Origin of the sequence: Nocardia sp. NPDC059236 (genome assembly GCF_042754085.1) — a bacterium.
Taxonomy (GTDB): domain Bacteria; phylum Actinomycetota; class Actinomycetes; order Mycobacteriales; family Mycobacteriaceae; genus Nocardia.
The window spans coordinates 384,116-407,574 of record NZ_JBHZAF010000003.1 but is presented as its reverse complement, the minus strand read 5'-3'; the positions used below and the strand labels follow the sequence as shown (position 1 = coordinate 407,574).

Below are 23,459 nucleotides of genomic sequence, written 5' to 3'. Positions count from 1 at the left end.
CTGCACCACATCTCGGCCGACGGCTCTTCGGTGGTCCCGTTCGTGCGCGACCTGATGGTCGCCTACGACGCCCACCTGGCCGGCTCCCGGCCGTCGTGGACCCCGCTGGCCGTGCAGTACGCCGACTACGCGCTGTGGCAGCGCGCCCTGCTCGGCGCCGAGGACGATCCCGCCTCGGTGGCCGCGGGCCAGCTCGCCTTCTGGCGCGAGACCCTGGCGGGTCTGCCCGATCAGCTGGACCTGCCGGCCGACCATCCGCGCCCCGCGCGGCAGAGCCTGCGCGGCAGCTACATCCGGCTCCCGCTCGACGCCGACCTGCACGCCGGTCTGACCGAGCTGGGCCGCCGTCGCGGCGCGACCCTGTTCATGGTGGTGCACGCCGCCTTCGCGGCCCTGCTGTCGCGGCTCTCGGGCACCAGCGACATCGCGGTCGGCACCCCGATCGCCGGCCGCGGCGACGCCGCCCTCGACGACGTGATCGGCATGTTCGTCAACACGCTGGTGCTGCGCACCCGCACCGACGGCGGCGAACCGTTCACCGACCTGCTGGCCCGCGTGCGCTCGGGCGACATCGCCGCCTTCGGCAATGCCGACGTGCCCTTCGAACGCCTGGTGGAGGTGCTCAACCCGGCCCGCTCCACCGCCCGGCACCCGCTGGTCCAGGTGGGCCTGTCCTTCCAGAACCACGAGCGCGCCGAGCTGCAGCTGCCCGGCCTGACCGTGTCGGAGGTCGAATTCGACACCCACGTGGCGCAATTCGATCTGCACCTGTTCGCGGTGGACCACTACACCGAGACCGGCGCGCCCGCCGGGCTGGAGCTGACCCTCGGCTATGCGCACGACCTGTTCACGGAGGGCACCGCGCAGCGGTTCACCGCCGCGCTGGCGCGGCTGCTGGAAACCGTTGCGGCGCAGCCGGACACCGTCATCGGCGATATCGACCTGCTGGGTGCGGGTATGCGCCAGCGCATCCTGCACGACTGGAACGCCACCGCGCACCAGCTCGCGCCGGCCACCCTGGCCGATCTGGTCGACGCCCGGGTGGCGACGAACCCCGCCGCGGTCGCCCTGCTGGACGCCGGAACATCGCTCAGCTATGCGGAATTCGATGCCCGGGTCAACCGCCTGGCCCGGCGGCTCATCGCCGCGGGCGTCGGCCCCGAGACCGGCGTGGTGCTCGCCATGCGCCGTGGCATCGACCTGGTGGTCGCCATGTACGCGGTGGTCAAGGCGGGCGGTGCCTATGTGCCGATCGACCCGGACCACCCGGCCGACCGCATCGCCTACATTGTCGAAACCGCCGCTCCGGCAGTGGTTCTCAGCACGTCGGCCGACGGCGTGCCCTTCGAGGCCGCGGTCCCGGTGCTTGAGGTGGACCGGCTGGAGCTGTCCGGCCTGTCCGCGGCGCCGATCACCGACGGTGAGCGGGTGCGCTCGCTGCGCCCGCAGCACCCGGCCTACGTCATCTTCACCTCGGGTTCGACCGGCCTGCCCAAGGGCGTGACGGTGCCGCACGCGGCCATCGTCAACCAGTTGCGCTGGCTGCGCGCCACCTTCGAGCTGGACGCGGGCGACCGCGCGCTGCTGAAGACCCCCGCCACCTTCGACCTGTCGGTGTGGGAGTTCTGGTCCGCGCTGACCACCGGCGGCAGCCTGGTGGTGTCCGCCGCGGGCGACGAACGCGATCCCGACCGCCTGCGCGCCCTGATCGAGACGCACGCCGTCACGATCCTGCACCCGGTGCCCTCGCTGCTCGGCATGCTGCTGGCGGGCGGTCCGCTCCCTGCCTCGGTGCGTGCGGTGCTGGCCATCGGCGAGGCGCTGCCGGCCGCGACGGCCGCGGAGTTCCTCGACCAGCACCCCGACAGCGAGAATGCCGAGGGCGCACGGCTGTTCAACCTCTATGGCCCCACCGAGGCGGCGGTCTCCATCACCTCCTACGAGGTGCGCGAGCGGCACCGGCAGGCGGTGCCGATCGGCTCGCCCGCCTGGAACAGCCGGGTCTACGTGCTCGACGCCCGCCTGTCCCCGGTCCCGATCGGCGTGCCCGGCGAGCTGTACCTGTCCGGCGCGCAGCTGGCGCGCGGCTACCACGGCCGCCCGGCCCTGACCGCCGACCGCTTCGTGGCGGACCCCTTCGCCGGCGGCCGCATGTACCGCACCGGCGATATCGTCCGCTGGCGCGCGGACGGCGCGCTCGAGTACATCGATCGCGTCGACTTCCAGGTCAAGATCGGTGGTTTCCGCATCGAGCTCGGTGAGGTGGAGACCGCGCTGTACCGGCAGCCCGGCGTGAGCGCCGCGGTCGCCGTCGCTCGCAGCACCGCCGACGCGGGCGCCCGGCTGGTCGCCTACGCCGCGGTCCCCGGCACCTCCGGGGAACGCCGCGACGAAGTGTCGGCCGCCCTGCGCGCCGCGCTCGCCGCGGAGCTGCCGACGTACATGGTCCCGGCCGCGCTGGTCGTGCTGGACGCCCTGCCGCTGAACGCCAACGGCAAGGTCGACCGGGCGCGGCTGCCCGAACCGGTCTTCGCCGTGGCGGCCTACCGCGAGCCGGTGACCGCGCTCGAGCAGGCCGTCGCCGCGGGCTTCGCGGAGGTCATCGGCGCGGCCGAGGCCACCCCGATCGGCCTGGATGCGGACTTCTTCGCACTGGGCGGCAATTCGCTCATGGCGACCCGCCTGGCCGCCCGGCTCGGCTCGGATCTCGGTGTGCGGGTGCCGGTCTCGGCCCTGTTCGAGGCCCCGACCGTGGCCGGGCTGGCGGGCTGGATCGCCACCGCCGATCCGGCCGAGCTGCTGCCCGCGCTGACCCGCCGTACCGACTCGGGCCCGGCCCCGCTGTCGCTGGCCCAGCAGCGCATGTGGGTGCTCAACCGCCTGCACCCGGAGTCGGGCGCCTACAACGTGCCCGCCGCCGTCCGGCTACGCTCCGTAGACCCGCGCTTCGGCGCGCTCGACAAGGCCGCGCTCACCGCGGCCCTGCGGGATGTGCTGGAGCGCCACGAGATTCTGCGCACCCGCTATCCCGAGGTGGACGGCGAGCCCGTGCAGGTGGTGCTGGAGCTGGGCGAACTCCAGGGCGAGCTCACCCCGGTCCAGGTGTCCGAGAACGAGATTCAGGCCCGCCTGGTCGAGACGGCCACGGCCGGTTTCGATGTCACCGTCGCGCCGCCGGTACGGGTGACGCTGTTCGAACTCGGCCCGGCCGACCATGTCCTGCTGGTGGTGCTGCACCACATCAGCGCCGACGGCTACTCGGTACTGCCCATGACCCGGGATCTGGTGCTGGCCTACACCTCCCGCCTGGCCGGGGACGCGCCCGCCTGGGCGCCGCTGGAGATCCAGTACGGCGACTTCGCCGCCTGGCAGCGCCGCGTGCTCGGTTCGGACGCCGATCCGGACAGCCTGCTGTCGCGGCAGCTGCGCTTCTGGGTGGACGAGCTGTCCTCCGCGCCCGAGCAGCTGGCGCTGCCCACCGACCGCCCCCGGCCGGCGCGGCGCGAGATGCTCGGCGAGACGGTCGATTTCGCGGTCGACGCGGAGACCGTCGAGCGGCTCTCGGCCCTGGCCCGGGCGCACGGGGCCACCCTGTTCGGGGTCGTGCACGCCGCCTTCGCGGTGCTGCTGGCCAAACTGTCCGGCCAGCGCGACATCTCGATCGGCGTCCCGCTCGCCGGTCGCGGCGAGCGGGCGCTGGACGACCTGATCGGCATGTTCGTCAATACCGTGGTGCTGCGCGCCGAGGTGGACGGCAAGCTCGCCTTCACCGATCTGCTGCGGCAGGTGCGCGACCGCGACCTGGCGGCGTTCGCCCAGGCCGACGTGCCGTTCGAGCGCGTGGTGGAGGCCGTGCTGGCCGCCACCGGCCGGGCCCGTTCGGCGTCGGTGAGCCCGCTGTTCCAGGTGGCCTTCGCCTTCCAGAACATGTCGCCGGTGTCGGCGGCACTGCCCGGACTCACCGTCGAGGCGCTCGACCCCGAGCTCACCGAGGCCAAGTTCGACCTCCAGCTCACCGGCATCGAGCGGCACGACGAGGCCGGCCGGGTGGTGGGCCTGGACATGCGATTCGGGTACGCCACCGACATTTTCGGTGCGGACAGCGTGCGCCTGCTGGCGCAGCGGCTGCTGCTGGTGCTGGACACCGTGGTGGCCGATCCGGAAGCGCCGGTGCGCGACATCGACATTCGCACCGAGGCGGAACGCACCCGCCGCCCCGGTGGCACCCCGGTCAAGGTCACTGCGGCGGTGTCGCACACGAATGCGGCGGCAGCGCCGCAGCAGCCGGCCGACCTGCCCGCCCTGCTCGCCGCCGCGGCGGCGGCCGCCCCCGAGGTGGTCGCCCTCACCCACGGCGAGCACACCGTCACCTATCGGGATCTTGCCGAGAAGATCGCCGTCACCGCCCGCGCCATGGGCGCCGCCGCGAAGCCGGAGGCGCTGGTGAACGTGGCACTCGCCGGATTGGTACCCGGCATTCTGGCCGCTCTCGGCGCGGCCGGACTCCATCAGGCCCTGAGCACGCTCACCGCGGACGCGCAGGCCCTGGTTCTTCGCTCGGAGAGCATGTCGGAAGGAAGCCTCTGATGCACTACGCAGAGTCGATCGCCACCAGCCGGAACGGACGGGCCACGGCCTTGCGCCGAGCCTACGGCGTGGGCGACCTACCATGTCTGATCGCTGTCGTGGCCGAGCTGGACGCCGACCGCATAGCCCTGCGGGACGCCGGCGACACTGTCGCCTACGGCGCCCTGGCCACCGAGATCGCCATGCTCAGCGAGGCCATGGGCGGCGCGCTGGAGCCCGAGGCGCTCATGCAGGTGGTGGTGTCCGGGCAGCTCCCCGGACTGATGAGCGGCGAGGCCGGCGGCCTCACCGCGGCGTTGGAGGCGCTGGTCGACGACGCCGTGCTGGCCGCCTCCGACGTCCTCGACCCCAAGCTGGCCCCGGTCGAGACCCTGAGCACGCAGTTCCGCGCCCAGGTGCAGCGCACCCCCGACGCGGTGGCGATGGAATTCGAGGGCGCGACGCTCACCTACGCCGAATTCGCCACCCGCGTCACGGTTCTCGCGCGGCATCTGCGCGGCCTGGGCGTCGGCCCCGATGTCCTGGTGGGCCTGTCGGTGCGCCGCTCCTTCGAGCTGATGGTCGGCATGTTCGCCATCCTCGAAGCCGGTGGCGCGTACGTGCCCCTCGATCCGGATCACCCGGCCGAGCGCATCTCCTACGTGCTCGAGGTGGCGCAGCCCGCGGTGGTGCTCACCACCACCGCCGACCAGCCCGCCTTCGCCGTCGAGGCCCCGGTGCTGCGCATCGACGAATTCGAGCGCAACGCACGGGAATACGGCATCGACGGTGATCGGCTGCTGTCCCCGGCCGACGATCCCGAGCTGCCCCAGCCGGGCCCGGACAACCTGGCCTACGTCATCTTCACCTCGGGCTCCACCGGCCGCCCCAAGGGCGTGGCCATCCCGCACCGCGCGGTCGTCGCCTTCCTGCGGTGGCAGCAGCGGCAGTTCCGGATCACCGAGGACGACGCGGTGCTGTTCAAGACCAGCACCACCTTCGACGCGTCGGTGTGGGAGATCTTCTGGCCCCTGCAGACCGGGGCGCGACTGGTCATCACCACCCCGGACGGTCACCTGGACCCTGCCTACCTGGTGCGCGTCATTCGCGAATCACGGGTCACCACGGCCTTTTTCGTGCCGTCGATGCTGGCCGCGCTGGTGGGCGAGGTCATGCGCAGCGGCGAGGACCTGCCCGATTCCCTGCGCTATCTGCTCACCGGTGGCGAGACCGTCCCCGTCGGAACCGCCGCTGACTTCCGCAGCGTCAGCGGCGCGACCCTGTTCGACGTGTACGGTCCCACCGAGTCCACCGTGGTGGCCACCGCCCACGAGGTCACCGCGGCCGATGTCGACACCATTCCGATCGGCAGCCCCGGCGACGATGTCGAACTGCTGGTCCTCGACACGGATCTGCGCCCGGTGCCGGTCGGCGTGGTCGGCGAGTTGTACATCGCCGGCACCCAGCTGGCCCGTGGCTATGTGGGCCGCTCGGGTCTGACCGCCGAACGGTTCGTGCCCAACCCCGAGGGCCCGTCCGGCGATCGCATGTACCGCACCGGTGATCTGGTGCGCTGGGTCTCCGGTGTGGACGGCGGCCCGGACGAGCTGGAATACGTGGGCCGCAGCGACTTCCAGGTGAAGATGCGCGGCCTGCGCATCGAGCTCGGCGAGGTGGAGTCCGCGCTGCGCCGCGCCGCCGCGGTCGCGCAGGCGGCCGTGCTCATGCACACCCGCCCGAACGGCGAGCAGGCACTGGTCGGTTATGTCGTCGCGGCCGACGGGGGCGAAATCGACAGTGCCGCGGTGCTTTCCACCGCACGGGCGCACGTGCCCGAGTACATGGTGCCGTCGCTGCTGGTGGTTCTGCCCGAGATGCCGATGAACGTGAACGGCAAGCTGGACCGGCGCGCCCTGCCCGACCCGGTCTTCGCCGACACCGCCACCGCCTATCGCGCCCCGGCCACCCCCGCCGAGGAGGCGGTCGCGGCCATCTTCGCCGATCTGCTGGACCTCACGGTGGTCGGCGCGGACGACGACTTCTTCACCCTGGGCGGCAACTCCCTGATCGCCACCCGCGCCATCGCCCGGATCCGGGAGTCGCTCGGCGTCACCGTGGACGTGCGCGCCTTCTTCGAGCGCCCGACCGTGTCCGCGCTGGCGGCGCTGGGCGACGGCGCGGGCCCGGGGGCCCGGCCGCCGCTGACCGCCGGGCCGCGCCCGGACCACATTCCGCTCTCGCCCGCCCAGCAGCGCATGTGGTTCCTGAACCACTTCGCGCGCAGCGAATACGACCCGGCCGCCGATGATTTCGATCCGTCGGCGGTGGACAACATGCCGTTCGCGCTGCGCCTGCGCGGCGAGCTCGACACCGCGGCGCTGGCCGCCGCCTTCGCCGACGTCATCGAACGCCACGAGTCGCTGCGCACCTACTACCCGGCCGCCGACCAGGGCCCCGCCCAGGTGGTGCTGCCCGCCGCCGCGGTGGACCTGACCCCGCGCGAGGTGCCCGAGGACCAGCTGGCCGCGACCGTATTGGCGCTGGCCGCACAGGGATTCGACGTCACCGCCGAGGTGCCGCTGCGCGCCCGGCTGCTGCGGTCGGGTCCCGGCGACCACACGCTGGTGGTGGTGGCCCACCACATCGCCGCCGATGGCGCCTCCATCGGACCGCTGGTGCGCGACCTGGTGCTGGCGTACGTGGCGCGGCAGGCGGGTCAGCGGCCGTCCTACGAGCCGCTGGCCGTGCAGTACGCCGACTACGCGCTGTGGCAGCGGGCCTGGATGGGCGACGAATCCGATCCGGACTCGGTGGCGTCCCGCCAGATCGCCTTCTGGGCAGGCGAACTCGCGGATCTGCCCGCCCAGCTCGACCTGCCCGCGGACCGCCCGCGTCCGGCCGTGTCCACCTTCCGCGGCACCTCGTTCGAGACCGTGCTGGATGCCGACCTGCGCGCCGCGGTCGACCGGGTGGCCGCCGACCACCGCGCCACCCCGTTCATGGTGCTGCACGCCGCGCTGGCCGCGGTGCTGGCCCGGCTCTCGGGCACCGGCGACATCGCCATCGGCACCCCGGTCGCCGGACGCGGCGACCAGGCCCTCGACGACCTGGTCGGCATGTTCGTCAACACCCTGGTGCTGCGCGCCGAGGTGCGCGGCGCGGACTCCTTCGCCGACCTGATCGCCCATGTGCGCGACCGGGATCTGCGCGCCTTCGCCCATCGCGACGTGCCCTTCGAGCGCCTGGTGGAGGTGCTCAATCCGGCGCGCGCCCGCAACCGCCACCCGCTGTTCCAGGTCGCGCTGTTCATGCAGAACCTCGGCGACCTCACCGCCGCGCTGCCGGGACTGACCGCCGAGGAGCTGGACTTCGATCCGGGCATCGCCAAGTTCGACCTGCAGCTGACCGTCGTCTCCGACGGCGACCGCTACCGGGTCCAGTACACCTACGCCACCGACCTTTTCGACGATCACACGGTGCGCGAGTTCGCCGCCAAGTTCACCCGCCTGCTGAGCGCCGCCACCGCCGACGCCGCGGTGCCGGTGGGCGATATCGAACTGCTCGACGCCGGCGAGCGCGACTACGTCACCTCCAGCTGGAACGCCACCGGCTCCCGCGTCCCGGATCAGTTCCTGCACCAGGGTTTCGACGCGCAGGCGGCCCGCTCCCCGCACGCCCGCGCCCTGGTCTTCGGCGACATCGAACTCACCTACGCGGAGTTCTCCGAGCGCGCGAACCGGCTGGCGCGCTACCTCATCGCCGCCGGGGTCGGGCCCGAATCGCTGGTTGTGCTGGCCATGGCCCGCTCGGTGGAGCTGGTGGTCGCCATGTACGCCGTGCTGCGCGCCGGCGGCGCGTACGTGCCGGTGGACCCGTCCCACCCGGCCGAACGCATCGGCCACATCCTCACCACCGCCGGCCCGCACGCCGTGCTCACCACCCGCCGCGACGGCTTCACCCTGCCCGAAACCGTCGACGTGCCACTGCATCACCTCGACGAGCTGGAGCTGGCGGAGTACTCCGCGGCCAAGATCGGCGACCGTGAGCGGCGCGCCGTCCTGCACCCGGACCACCCGGCCTACGTCCTGTTCACCTCCGGCTCCACCGGCAAGCCCAAGGGCGTCGCGGTCACCCACCGCGCCATCGCCAACCAGCTGGCCTGGATGCAGGCCGAGTACGGCGTCCGCGGCCAGGACGTGTACCTGCAGAAGACCGCCACCACCTTCGACGTCTCGCTGTGGGGCTACTTCCTGCCGCTGCGCGCGGGCGCGACCCTGGTGGTCGCCACCCCCGACGGCCACCGCGATCCCCGCTACATCGCCGAAACCATTGCCCGCCACGGGGTCACGCTCACCGACTTCGTGCCCTCCATGCTCGCGGTGTTCGCCGCGCACGCCGAGGCGGGCGAACTCGATTCGCTGCGTGAGGTCTTCGTCATCGGCGAGGCGCTGCCGCCGGAGACCGTCACCGCCTTCTGGGCCGTCAGCGACGCCGGGGTGCACAACCTCTACGGCCCCACCGAGGCCGCGGTGTCCATCACCTTCCGCGAGGCGCACAGCTCCGACACCCTCACCGTGCCGATCGGTGAACCGGAGTGGAATTCCCAGGTATTCGTGCTGGATTCGCGCCTGCACCCGGTGGCCATCGGGGTGCCGGGCGAACTCTATCTGGCCGGTGTGCAGCTGGCCCGCGGCTACCACGGCCGGGTCGACCTGACCTCGGATCGCTTCGTGGCCAACCCCTTCGGCCGGCCGGGCGAGCGCATGTACCGCACCGGCGATCTGGTGAAGTGGACCGAGGACGGCGAGCTGGTCTACCTCGAGCGTCTCGACTTCCAGATCAAGTTCCGCGGCCAGCGCATCGAACTGGCCGAGATCGAGAGCGCCCTGCTGCTGGCGCCCGCGGTGGCGCAGGCCGCGGTGCGGCTCATCACCGCCGACTCCGGCGACTACCTGGCGGGCTACGTGGTCGCGGCCCCCGGCATCGACCTGGATCCCGAGACCCTGCGGGACGGGCTGACCCGGGTGCTGCCGCCGTACATGGTGCCGACCGCCCTGATGGCGCTGCCCGAACTGCCGCTCAACTCCAGCGGCAAGCTGGACCGCAAGGCGCTGCCCGTTCCGGAGTTGCGCGCCAAGAGCTTCCGCGCCCCCGTCGACGCCGCCCAGCGTCTGGTGGCGGCCGTGTTCGCCGAGGTGCTGACCGCCGAGCGGGTCGGCCTGGACGACGACTTCTTCGCCCTCGGCGGCAGCTCGCTCGACGCCGCCCGGGTGACCTCCCGCATCGGCGCCGAGCTCGGCGTCCGGGTGCCGGTGCGCCTGCTCTTCGAGGCCTCCACCGTCGAGGGCCTGGCGGCCGCGCTGGTCGCCGCCAACCCCGACGCCGCCCGGCCGGTGCTGGCCGCGCGCCCGCGCCCCGACCGCATTCCGCTCTCGCCCGCCCAGCAGCGCCTGTGGTTCCTCAACCGGATCGAGAGCGAGGACGGCGAGCACAGCGTCTACAACCTGCCGATCGTCCTGCGCCTGCGCGGTGCGCTGAACATCGCGGCGCTGGAACAGGCCACGCTGGACGTGCTGGCCCGCCACGAGTCCCTCCGCACCACCTACCCGGACTCGGAATCCGGCCCCTACCAGCACATTCTGGATGTGGCGGACATCGGACTGAGCCTGAGCCCGGTGCCGGTCGCCGCCGCGGAGATCACTGGCGCGCTCACCGCCTTCGCCTCGGCCGGATTCGATGTGACCGGCGAACTGCCTTCGCGCATCGGGCTTTTCGTACTCGACGAGGAGACCGAGGACCGGTCCCCGGAATACGTCCTGGCCGTCGTCGTGCACCACATCGCCGCCGACGCCCTCTCGCTGGCGCCGCTGATCACCGATCTCATGCGCGCCTACACCGCCCGCCTCGCCGGCGCCGAACCCGGCTGGGAGCCGCTGGCGGTGCAGTACGCGGACTACAGCATCTGGCAGCACGAATTGCTCGGCGACGACCGGGAACCGGGCTCGGTGGCGCACCAGCAGCTCGAGTTCTGGCGCGCGACCCTGGCGGGCCTGCCCCCGCAGCTGGCGCTGCCGACCGACCGCCCCCGGCCCGCGACGCCCGCCGATACCGGTGCGTCCGTGCCGTTCTCGGTGGACGAGACCGTCGCCGCCGGCCTGCGCGAGCTGGCCCGGGCCCACGGCGTGACCATGTTCATGGTCGTGCACGCCGCCTTCGCGGCCCTGCTGGCGCGCAGCAGCGGCACCGCCGACGTGGCCGTGGCCTCGCCGATCGGCGGCCGCGGCGAACGCGAACTCGACGCCCTCATCGGCATGTTCGTCAACACCCTGGTGCTGCGCACCCAGGTCGAGCCCGACCTGTCCTTCACCGACCTGCTGGGCCGGGTGCGCACCGCCGACCTGGCCGCCTTCGCCCACGCCGAACTGCCCTTCGAGCGCATCGTCGACGCCCTGGCGGTGGACCGCACCACCGGGGCGCCGCCACTGGCCCAGGTGATGCTGACCTTCACCGACGCGGCCCGCATGGAGGGCGCGCAGGACTTCGCCCTGCCCGGCCTGACCGTAGCCCCGATCGAGATCGACGACCCCACGGTCAAATTCGACCTGCACCTGGTGGTCGGCGAGCTGGGCGACCAGGCCGGCCTGAGCGGCAATCTGCGCTACGCGACCGAGCTGTTCGACGCCGGCACCGCCGCCGCGCTCGCCGAGCGGCTGAGCCGGGTGCTGGCCTCCGTGGCCGCCGACGCGACAGTGCGGGTCGGGGACATCGACCTGCTCGACGCCGCCGAGCGGACCCGGATCCTGCACGAGTGGAACGACACCGCCGCCGCGCTCGACCTGCCCGCGGGCGACGCCGCGACGCTGGTGTCGCTGTTCGAGACCCAGGTGGCCCGGACTCCCGACGCGACCGCTCTCACCTTCGAGGGTGCGAGCCTGACGTACAGCGAGTTCGCCGTGCGCGTACGGCAGCTGGCGCGCTGGCTGATCGGCGAGGGCGTCGGCCCGGATTCCTTCGTGGCCCTGGGCATGCGACGCTCCGTCGACCTGCTGGTCGGCATGTACGCGGTGGCCGCCGCCGGCGCCGCGTACGTGCCGTTGGACCCGGACCACCCGGCCGAGCGCATCGAATACATTCTCGACACCGCCGATCCGGTCACCGTGCTGACCTCGGGCGAGGACCTGGCGATGGATGTCGCGCAGGTGCGGATCGATCTGCTGGACCTGACCGGGTTCTCCGACGAGCCGATCACCGACGCGGATCGCGCTGCGCCGCTGCGGGCTTCGAACAATGCCTACGTCATCTTCACCTCCGGTTCGACCGGCCGCCCGAAGGGCGTGGCGGTGCCGCATTCGGCCATCGTCAATCGTCTGGTCTGGATGCAGGCCGAGTACGGCCTGACCGCCGCCGACGTGGTGCTGCAGAAGACTCCGGTCACCTTCGACGTGTCGGTGTGGGAGTTCTTCTGGCCGTTGCTGATCGGCGCCACGCTGGCGGTGGCGCGGCCGGAGGCGCACCGCGACCCGGCTCAGCTCGCGGAACTCATTGCCCGCGAAGGCGTCACGGTCACCCACTTCGTGCCGTCCATGCTCGCGGTTTTCGTCGCGGAGGAGGCGGCCGCGCGCTGCACCAGCCTGCGCCAGGTGTTCGCATCGGGCGAGGCTCTCCCGCCGAAGTCCGCGCATCGACTACGTGAGCTGACCGGCGCCGAGCTGCACAACCTCTACGGTCCGACCGAGGCCGCCGTCGACGTGACTTATCACCAGGTCACCGCTGCCGACGTGGACTCGGTGCCGATCGGCCGCCCGGTGTTCAACACCCAGGTGTACGTGCTGGATTCGCGGCTGCGGCCGGTGCCCGCGGGTATCGCCGGTGAGCTCTACCTCGCGGGCGATCAGCTCGCCATCGGCTACGTGGCACGCCCGGACCTCACCTCGGATCGCTTCGTGGCCAACCCCTTCGGTGTCTCCGAGCGCATGTATCGCACCGGTGACCTGGTGAAGTGGCTCGGCAACGGCGAACTGGAATACCTGGGCCGCACCGATTTCCAGGTGAAGCTGCGCGGCCTGCGCATCGAGCTCGGCGAGATCGAATCCGCCCTGGCCGAATCGGCGTCGATCGCCCAGGCGGCGGTCGTGGTGCGCGGTTCCGGCCGCGCCGGCGCCGAGCCACAGCTGGTCGCCTACCTGGTGCCCGCCCCGGGCGCGGAGATCTCGCCCTTCGAGTTGAAATCAGCGCTCGCGCAGCGCCTTCCGGCCTACATGGTGCCCGCTGTCTATGTGACGCTGGACGCCCTCCCGCTCAATGCCTCCGGCAAGCTCGACCGCGCCGCCCTGCCCGCGCCGGCGGCCGCCGGCTCCGCCTTCCGCGCCCCCACCGGGCCCGAGGAGCGGATCGTCGCGGAGGTCTTCGCCGCCCTGCTCGGGGTCGAGCGGGCCGGCGCCGACGACGACTTCTTCGCGCTGGGCGGCAACTCGCTCATCGCCACCCAGCTGGTGGCGCGCCTGGGCAAGGCCGCGGGCGTGCGGATTCCGCTGCGCGCGGTCTTCGAGGACGCCACGGTCGCCGGGCTGGCGGCCCGGATCTCCGCGGCCGACGCCGAAACCGTGGTCGAGCTGCCGCCGGTCTCGGTGCAGCAGCGCGGCGACCGCATCCCGCTGTCCATCGCACAGCAGCGCATGTGGTTCCTCAACCGCTTCGACATCCGCGACGGCTACACCATTCCGTTCGCGCTACGGCTCACCGGCTCCCTGAACCTCGAGGCCCTGCAGGCCGCGGTGGCCGATGTGGTGGACCGGCACGAGACCCTGCGCACCATCTACCCCGAGCACGACGGCGAGGCCAGTCAGCTCGTCCTGCCCGCCGGCACCCGCCTGATCGATCTGATGCCCGAGCCGGTCTCGGCCGCCGAGCTGCCCGGGCTGGTGGAAGCGGTGGCGCGCACCGCCTTCGACGTGACCGCCGAGGTGCCCTTCCGCATCCGCCTGCTCGAGCTCACCGACGAACCCGGCGCCTACCTGCTGGTCATGGTGGTACACCACATCGCCGCCGACGGCTGGTCCTTCGGCCCACTCACCCGCGACATCGCCAGCGCCTACGTGGCCCGCTGCGCGGGGGAGATCCCCAACCTCGCCCCGCTGCCGGTGCAGTACGCCGATTTCGCGCTGTGGCAGCGCGCCGCCCTGGGCAGCCCCGACGACGCCGACTCGGTGCTGGCGCACCAGCTGGCGCACTGGACCCGGCGCCTGCACGGGGTGCCCGACGTGCTGGCCCTGCCCACCGACCGCCCCCGCCCGGCGGTCGCCAGCGGCCGCGGCGCGGGCTTCGGTGGCCGCTTCGACGCCGAATTGCACAAGGCCGTCCTGGATTTCGCAGCCAACCGCCGGGTGACCCCGTTCATGGTGCTGCACACCGCGCTGGCGGTCACGCTGGCCCGGCTCTCCGGCACCGGGGACATCGTCATCGGCACCCCGGTGGCCGGACGCGGTGACGAGGCCCTCGACGACCTGGTCGGCATGTTCGTCAACACCCTGGTGCTGCGCACCGAGGTGCGCCCGGACGCGTCGCTGTCCGAGCTGCTCACCCAGGTCCGCGACACCGACCTGACCGCCTTCGAACACGCCGTGGTGCCCTTCGAAATGCTGGTCGACGCGGTGAATCCGGTGCGCTCCCAGGCGCATTCGCCGCTGTGCCAGGTCACGCTGACCCTGCAGAACCACACCCGGCCCAGCATCCGGCTCAACCGCCTGGCCATCGAGGCGCTCACCGTCGACGCCACCGCCGCCCAGTTCGACCTGGACTGGACCATGGCCGAGACCACCGACGCCGAGGGCGCGCCCGCCGGCATCGAGGTCTACATCACCTACGCCACCGACCTTTTCGACGCCGCGACCATCGGCGCGTTCCAGGACACCTACGAACGCGTGCTGCGCGCCCTGCTCGCCGACTCGCGCACCACCGCCGGGGACGTGGAGATCATGGCGCGCGCCGAACGCGGTGTGCTGCTGGTGGACCGCAATGCCACCACCCGGGTGCTGCCCGCCGAGACCCTGGCCGAGCTGCTCGACGCCCGCGCCGCGCAGGACCCCGGCGCGGACGCGCTCGTCTTCGAGGGCGACCGGGTCGCCTACGCCGACCTGGCGCGGCGGGTGAATCGCCTGAGCCGCCTGCTGATCTCGGCGGGTGTCGGCCCGGACGCCATCGTCGGCGTCACCGCGCAGCGCTCGATCGACATGGTGGTGGCGCTGTACGCTGTCGTGGCCGCCGGCGCCGCCTACGTGCCGGTCGATCCGTCGCATCCGGCCGACCGCATCGCGCACGTCCTCGGTACCTCCGCCGCCACCCTGGTGCTCACCGTCGGCGGCGCGGAGCTGCCCGCACTCGACGGCGTGCGCGTGCTCGACGTTGCCGAGCTGACGGAATCCGGTGCCCTGGACGGTCTTTCGGACCAGCCGATCACCGATGCCGACCGGCGGGGCGTACTGCGGCCGGACAACCTCGCCTATGTCCTCTACACCTCCGGCTCCACCGGCCTGCCCAAGGGCGTGGCGACCAGCCACCGCGCCATCATGAACCAGCTGCGCTGGCTCGAGGACCGCTACGGCGTCACCCGCGCCGACCGCATCATGCAGCGCGCCCCGCTGGCCTTCGACGTCTCGGTGTGGGAGTGCTTCCTGCCCGCCATGGTCGGTGCGCCCCTGGTGATTCCGCGTCCCGGCGGCCACCAGGACCTCGACTACCTGGCCGGGCTCATGCGCGAATTCGGCGTCACCATCGCCGAACACGTGCCGTCGGTGCTGGCGGCCCTGGTCGCCGAGGGCCACGGCGACGCGCTGCGCTCGTTCCGCCACCTGCACACCGGTGGCGAGGCGCTGCCCGTCGAACTGCTCGGCCGGCTGCGCGAGCTGGTGAGCGGCTCGGTGCACAATGCCTACGGCCCGACCGAGGCCGCGATCTCGACCATCTACCACGAATTCTCCGACGCCGACCCGGATTTCGAGGTCGCCATCGGCCGCCCGAACTGGAACACCCGCGTCTACGTACTCGACGCCCGGCTGCGCCCGGTGCCCACCGGTGTCATCGGTGAGCTCTACCTGGCCGGTGCGCAGCTGGCCCGCGGCTACCAGGGCCGGGGCGGGCTCACCGCCGACCGGTTCGTGGCCGACCCGTTCGGGGTGCCCGGCGCGCGCATGTACCGCACCGGCGATCTGGTGCGCTGGAACCGCACCGGCGACCTGGTGTACGTGGGCCGCAACGACTTCCAGGTGAAGCTGCGCGGCCAGCGCATCGAACTGGGCGAGATCGAGGCGGCCCTGCTGTCCGCGCCCGGCGTCGCGCACGCGGTGGTGCTGCTGGCCCGCGACACCGCCGGGACCGACTGCCTGGTCGGCTACGTGTCCGGCGCCGGAGTCGACGCCGAGACCGTGCTCGAGCACGCCCGCACCCAGCTGCCCGCCTACATGCTGCCCGCCCACCTGGCGGTGCTGGCGGAGATGCCGCTCACCAGCGTCGGCAAGCTGGACCGGAATGCCCTGCCCCCGGTCGAATTCACCGCCGCTACCGTCGCCTACCGCGCGCCCGCGCCGGGCACCGAGGCCACGCTGGCCGCCCTGATCGGGGATCTGCTCGGCGGCGTCACCATCGGCGCCGACGACGACTTCTTCGCGCGCGGCGGCAACTCCCTGCTGGCCATGCGCCTGGTGGCGCGTGCCAATGCCGCCCTGGGCGCGGAGCTGAGCGTGCGTCAGCTGTTCGAGGCGCCGACCGTCGCCGAGCTGGCGGCCCGGATTCGCGGCGGTGGGCAGCGCCTGCCGCTGCGGCGCATGCCGCGACCGGAGCGAATCCCGCTGTCGCTGGCCCAGACCCGGATGTGGCTGCTCAACCGCCTGGACCCGGAATCCGCGGCCTACAACGTGCCCGCGGCCGTCCGCGTCACCGGCGAGATCGACACCGGCGTGCTGAGCGCCGCCTTCGCCGACGTGATCGGCCGCCACGAGACGCTGCGCACCATCTACCCGGCCGACGCGGACGGGGTCGGCTACCAGCTGGTCCTGCCCGCCGACAGCGCGCTCCCGACCCTGGAGATGCGGACCGGCGCCGACGCGGCCGACCTCACCTGGATCGAGAGCTTCGTGGCGCGCGGCTTCGACGTCACCACCACGGTGCCGGTGCGCGCCGCGCTCATTCGCGAATCCGAGCACAGCCACGTGCTGGTGGTGGTGCTGCACCACATCGCCGGCGACGGCCAGTCGGAGGACCCGCTGCTGCGCGACACCATCACCGCCTACCTGTCCCGCGCCGCGGGCCAGGCGCCGGTGTGGACGGAACTGCCGGTGCAGTACGCCGATTACGCGCTCTGGCAGCGGGCTGTCCTGGAGCAGTTCGGCTCCCGCGAGCTGGCGTACTGGACCGAGGCGCTGGCGGATCTGCCCGAGGAGCTGCCGCTGCCGACCGACCGGCCCCGGCCGGCCGTGGCCTCCGGGCGCGGCGCCCGGGTGCAGGCGCGGCTGGACGGTGGCCTGGCCGCCGCGATCAAGCGAATCGCGGAGGCGCACAACGTCACTCCGTTCATGGTGTGGCACGCCGCGCTCGCGGTACTGCTGGCCCGGATGTCGGGATCGGCCGACATCACCATCGGCACCCCGCTCGAGGGCCGCGGCAATGCCGCCCTCGACGACCTGGTCGGCATGTTCGTCAACACCCTGGCGCTGCGCACCCGCCCGGAACCGGGCCTCGGCTTCGACGCGCTGCTGGCGCAGACCCGCGAGGTCGATCTGGCCGCCTTCGACCATGCGACGGTGCCGTTCGACCAGGTGGTCGAGGCCCTCGGCGTGCCCCGCACGCAGGCCCGCAACCCACTGTTCACCGTGGTCCTGAGCTACATGAACCTGGGTGCGCAGACCTACGCGGTGCCCGGCCTGGTGCTGGAGCCGGTCGACTTCGAACACCGGGTGGCCCGGTTCGATCTGCAGTTCACCGTCTCCGACGAACCCGATGTCGACGGCCACCTGGCCGTCGAATTGAACTACGCCACCGACCTTTTCGACGAGGCCACTGCGGCCGGTCTGCTGCGTCGCCTGGGCCGCGTGCTCGGTGCGATCGCCGTCGACGCCACCGTCCCGGTCGGCGAGATCGACCTGATGTCTCCGTCGGAACGCGCGGGACTGCTGGATCGCGGTGCCGTGCTACCGGTTCCGCCGCGCACTCTCGGCTCCTACTTCGCCGAGGCCGCCGCGGCCCACCCGGACGATATCGCGCTGCGCTACCGGGACCGGGAGCTCACCTACCGCGAGCTCGATGCCGAGTCCTCCCGGCTGGCCCGGGTGCTCATCGGCCGCGGCATCGGCGCGGAAGACTATGTCGCCCTGGCGGTTCCGCGTTCGGACCTGACCCTGCTGGCAGTGTGGGCCATCGCCAAGACGGGAGCGGCCTTCGTCCCGGTCGACCCGAACTACCCGGCCGACCGCATCGAGCACATGCTGACCGACTCCGGCGCCACCTTCGGCCTGACCGTCACCGGCAGCCGCGACCGGCTGCCCGGCGCGGCCACCTGGCTGGTGCTCGACGCACCCGAATTCGTCGCGGCCACGGCCGGTCTCGACGCGCAGCCGATCGCGGCGAGCGAGCTGCGCCGTCCGGTGCGGATCGCCAACCCGGCGTGGATGATCTACACCTCCGGTTCCACCGGCCTGCCCAAGGGCGTCGTCGTCTCGCACGGCGGCGTCGCGGGCATCGCGGTCACCCAGCGCGAGCGCTACCGCCTGGGCGCCGACGCCCGGGTGCTGCAGGTGTCCTCGCCGAGCTTCGACGCCTACCCGCTGGAGATCCTCATGGCCACGCCGGTCGGCGCGCGCCTGGTGATCGCCCCGGCCGAGGTGTACGGCGGCGCGGAACTCACCGGCCTGATGGCCGCCGAGGGTGTCACCCACGCCTTCATCACGCCCTCGGTACTGCAGACCCTGGACCCGGAACAGCTGCCGGAACTGCGCGAACTATCCATCGGCGGTGAGGGTTTCGGCCCCGACACCGTGGCCCGCTGGAGTACCGGACGGCGGGCCGCGCACAACGGCTACGGTCCGACCGAGACCACCATCACCTGCAATATCAGCGCGCCCCTGCTGCCCGGCGAGCCGGTCGAGCTGGGCGCCATGACCGCCGGCATGACCGCGGTCGTGCTCGACGCCCGGCTGCGGCCGGTGCCGGTCGGCGTCACCGGTGAGCTGTACGTGAACGGCCCGGGCGTGGCGCGCGGATACCATGCGCGGCCGGGCCTCTCGGCCGAGCGCTTCATGGCCGACCCGTACGGCGTGCCGGGCGAGCGGCTCTATCGCACCGGTGACCTGGTGCGCTGGACGGCCCGGGCAGACGGCCGCCGCGGGCTCGAATACGTCGGCCGCGCCGACCATCAGGTGAAGGTGCGCGGCCTGCGCATCGAGCTCGGCGAGATCGACGCGGCACTGACCGCCCACGAGACGGTCGAATTCGCCGTCACCCTCGGCCACACCGACGCCGCCGGCGCGGTCGCGCTGGTGTCGTACGTGGTGGCCGCGCCCGGACACGCCATCGACCTGGACGAGCTGGCCGCCCACGCGGGCCGCTCGCTGGCCGCGTACATGGTGCCCGCATCGATCATGGTGCTCGACGCCGTCCCGCTCACCCCGGTCGGCAAGCTGGATCGAAAGGCCCTGCCGGAGCCGGTCTTCCGCACTGTCGAATTCCGGGCCCCGCGCACCGACGCCGAGCGCACGGTCGCCGGGGTGGTCGCCGCGGTGCTCGGCACCGTGGAAGCGGAGCGGGTCGGCCTCGCCGACGACTTCTTCGCGCTCGGCGGAAATTCGCTCACCGCGACGCAGCTGGCCGCGCGCCTGAGCGCCGCGTTCGGCGTGCCGGTGCCGGTGCGGGCGGTGTTCGAGCACTCGACCGTGGAGGCGCTGGCCGCCGCGGTGCTCGCGATCGACTCGGACGCCCCCGCCCGCCCGCCGCTGCTGCCCCGGACGGTGACCGGCCCGGTCCCGGTTTCTCTTGCACAGCAGCGCATGTGGTTCCTGAACCGCCTGGATCCGGACTCCACCGCCTACAACATCCCGCTTCCCATCCGCCTGACCGGACCGCTGGACGTGGCGGCGCTGACCACCGCGATCACCGACGTGGTGGTCCGGCACGAGGTGCTGCGCACCGTCTACCCGGAAACCGAGTCGGGTCCGGTGCAGGTGGTGCTGCCCGCCACCGCGGCCACGGATCTGCCTGCGCTGGAGACGATTCCGGTGACCGAGGAAACGGTCATGGCGGCCGTCCTCGAGGTGATCGGCCAGGGCTTCGACGTCACCGCGACCGTGCCGCTGCGGGCGGCGCTGTTCCAGCTGGCCCCGGAGGACCACGTCTTCGTGGTCGTCATGCACCACATCGCGGGTGACGGCAGCTCGCTGGTGCCGCTGGCCCGCGATGTCATGACGGCCTACGCGGCGCGCAAGTCGGGCGTTGCTCCGGCCTGGACGCCGCTGCCGATCCAGTACGCGGATTACGCGGTCTGGCAACGCGAACTGCTCGGCTCCGAGGACGATCCCGCCTCGCTGGTCTCCCGGCAGCTGGGCTTCTGGACCGAGACGCTGGCCGGACTGCCCCCGCTGCTCACCCTCCCCGCCGACCGCCCCCGGCCGGTGGTGCTGGACACCGACGGCCGCCGCGTCGATTTCACCATCGACGCCGAAACCCACACGGCCCTCGCCGAATTGGGCCGATCCAGCGGTGCGACCCTGTTCATGACCGTGCACGCGGCCTTCGCGGCCCTGCTGTCCCGGCTGACCGGCTCGACCGATATCGCGGTGGGCACCCCGGTCGCCGGGCGCGGTGACGCGGCGCTGGACGATCTGGTCGGCATGTTCGTCAATACCCTGGTGCTGCGCACCGAGGTCGCCCCGGCCGCAGGCTTCACCGACCTGCTGCGGCGGGTCCGGGGCCGCGACGTCGCGGCCTTCGACCACGTGGACGTGCCCTTCGAGCGGCTGGTCGAGGTGCTCAACCCGGAGCGTTCGACCGCGCGTCACCCGCTGGTGCAGGTCGGTTTCTCCTTCCACAACCAGGACCGGGCGGCCTTCGATCTGGACGGGCTGCGGGTCGGCGCCATCGAATTCGATACCGACGTCTCGCAGTTCGACCTGCACCTGGTGGTCATGGACCGCTACGACGCCGACGGCGCCCCGGCCGGGATGACCGCGACCATGACCTACGCGACCGCACTGTTCGACGAGGTCACCGTCGCCGGATTCGCCGAACGCCTGGAGCGGCTGCTGGCGGGCGTGATCGCCGACCCGCACGGTCCGATCGGCGACGTGGACATCCTCGGCGAGAGGGAAAGTGAACGCCTGCTGCGGTCCTGGAACGCTGCCGAGAGCGGCTTCCCCGCGCGCGGGCTGCTCGACGAGTTCGACGCTCAGGTGCGACGCACGCCATTCGCCCTCGCGGTCGTCGAGGACGGGCGGGCACTGAGCTACCGCGACTTCGCCGAGCGGGTCGACCGGCTGGCCCGGGTGCTCATCGGCGCGGGCGTCGGCCCGGAAACGCTGGTGGCGCTGGCGCTTCCGCGCAGCATCGAACTGCTGATCGCCATGTACGCCGTGGTGCGGGCGGGCGGGGCCTATGTCCCGCTGGATCCCGCGCACCCGATCGAGCGCACCGCGATGGTCCTCGGGACGGCCGCGCCGGCCGTGGTGCTCACCAGCTCCACCCGGACCATGACGCTGCCGGACGACCTGCCGGACGCCACGACCGTGCTGGACGTCGCGATCGCCGACGATCGGACCCTGCCGGGCACCGCGATTCGCGACGAGGAGCGCCGCGCGCCGTCCTCGCCCGCCGATCCCGCCTACGTGATCTTCACGTCGGGTTCGACCGGCAAGCCCAAGGGCGTGGCCGTGCCGCACGCGGCGGTCGCGCACCAGCTGGACTGGATGCAGTCGGAATACGGTCTCGCCGAGGGCGATTCGGTGCTGTGGATGACCTCCGCGGCCTTCGACCTGTCGGTGTGGGAACTCTGGTGGGCGCTGCGCACCGGATCACGGATCGTGCTGGCTCCCGAAGGCGCACAGCACGACCCGGAGGGACTGCTCGATCAGATCCGCCGGGAGTCCGTCACCACCCTGACCCTGGTGCCCTCGCTGCTGGCCATGCTGGCCGATGTCGCCGGCGCGGACGGTCTGCCGGCGTCACTGCGCCGCCTGCTGGTCATCGGCGAGGCGCTGCCCGCCGAGACGCTCCGGCGCGCCAGGTCCGCGACCGCCGCGCGCATCGACAACCTGTACGGCCCGACCGAGGCGGCGGTGTCGGTCACCCGATTCCGCACCGACACCGACCTGCGCCAGGCCGTGGTGCCGATCGGCACCCCGGAGGCGGGCAACCGGGTGTACGTGCTCGACGACCGGCTGCGACCGGTGCCGGTCGGCGTCCCCGGCGAGCTGTACCTGGGCGGCGCACAGCTGGCCCGCGGTTACCACGACCGCCCGGAGCTGACGGCGGAGCGGTTCGTGGCCGATCCGTTCGGCCCGGCCGGTTCGCGCCTCTACCGCACCGGCGACCTGGTGCGCTGGGTGCGGTCCGCCGATGCCGGCGTGCTGGAATTCGTGGAGCGCCGCGACTTCCAGGTGAAGGTGCGCGGTTACCGCATCGAGCTCGCCGAGATCGAGCACGCCCTGCGTGCCCAGCCCGGCGTGACCGACGCGGTCGTCGTGGTCGACGGCACGGGCGACTCGGCGCGGCTGGTCGGATACTTCAGCCTCGACGCCGGCGCCGACCCCGCGCAGCTGCGCTCGCGGCTGGCCGGACTGCTGCCCAGCTACATGGTGCCCGAGGCGCTCGTGTGCCTGGACGCCGTGCCGCGCAACGCCAATGGCAAGGTCGATCGCGCCGCCCTGCCGGCGCCGGACTTCGCCCCGCGCGAATACCGCGCTCCCGCAACCGAAGTCGAGGCCGCCGTGTGTGCGGTGTTCGCGGAGGTCGTGGGCGTGGACCGGGTCGGCCTGGACGACAACTTCTTCGAACTGGGCGGCAATTCCCTGCTCGCGGTCCGGCTGGCCACGCGGCTCGGTGAGGCGCTGGGCCGGCAGGTTCCCGTCGTGCTGGTCTTCGCCGCGCCGACGCCCGCCGAGATCGCGGGGCCGCTGAGCGCTCCGGGCGGTGTCGACACCGAGGCCGCGTTCGCCGTCCTGCTGCCGCTGCGGCCGTCCGGTACGGGCGCACCGCTGTTCTGCGTGCACCCGGTCGGCGGCATCTCCTGGTCGTTCGCCGGTCTGGCGCCCTACCTGGCGGAGGACCGCCCGATCTACGGTCTGCAGTCGCCGACTCTCGCCGCCGATGTGCCGCTGCCGGATTCGATCGAGGAGTGGGCGGCGCGCTACGTGCGCGAGATCCGCGCCGTGCAGCCCGAAGGGCCGTACCACCTGCTCGGCTGGTCGCTCGGCGGTGTGCTCGCCCACGCCATGGCGGTGCAGCTCCAGGACGAGGGGCAGGAGGTCGCGGTCCTGGCCATGCTGGACAGCTCGCTCGAGAGCGACATCGATCCCGAATCCGCCGTCCCGGTGGCGGAACTGCTCGGCGAGGTGCCGGGACTGGTCGACGCCGAAGCGGAGGTCGGCGCGGACCGGATCGCCCGGATCGTGGACGGCGCGCTCGCGGCCTTCCCGCTCATCGGCGCCTACCGGCCCCGCCGCTTCAAGGGCGACCTGGTGTATTTCCATGCCGCCCTGGACGATCCGAGCGGCAGCTGGGGCATCTCCAGCTGGACCGACGCCATCGACGGCGTGCTGGAGAACCACGCCGTCCCGGCTACTCACTGGCGGATGACCTCACCCGACGCGCTCACCCACATCGCCCGCGTGCTGAACGCCCGCACTCCCCGGACTTAG

Annotated in this window: 2 protein-coding genes (1 of these 2 cut by a window edge); both read left to right on the top strand. The window is 72.5% G+C overall.

Annotated elements, in window-relative coordinates; genetic code table 11:
* A protein-coding gene (locus tag ACFXIV_RS10855; RefSeq protein WP_379399464.1) for a non-ribosomal peptide synthase/polyketide synthase crosses the window boundary here: on the top strand, positions 1 to 4,587 show its end. Its footprint begins 13,419 nt before the window's first position; the window shows 4,587 of its 18,006 coding nt (coding positions 13,420-18,006); its start codon lies off the left edge, out of view; the stop codon is at positions 4,585 to 4,587.
* Complete coding sequence (locus tag ACFXIV_RS10850; RefSeq protein ID WP_379399463.1) at positions 4,587 to 23,459, top strand: non-ribosomal peptide synthase/polyketide synthase; 18,873 nt, start codon at positions 4,587 to 4,589, stop codon at positions 23,457 to 23,459. The genes ACFXIV_RS10855 and ACFXIV_RS10850 overlap by 1 nt, the downstream gene beginning before the upstream one ends.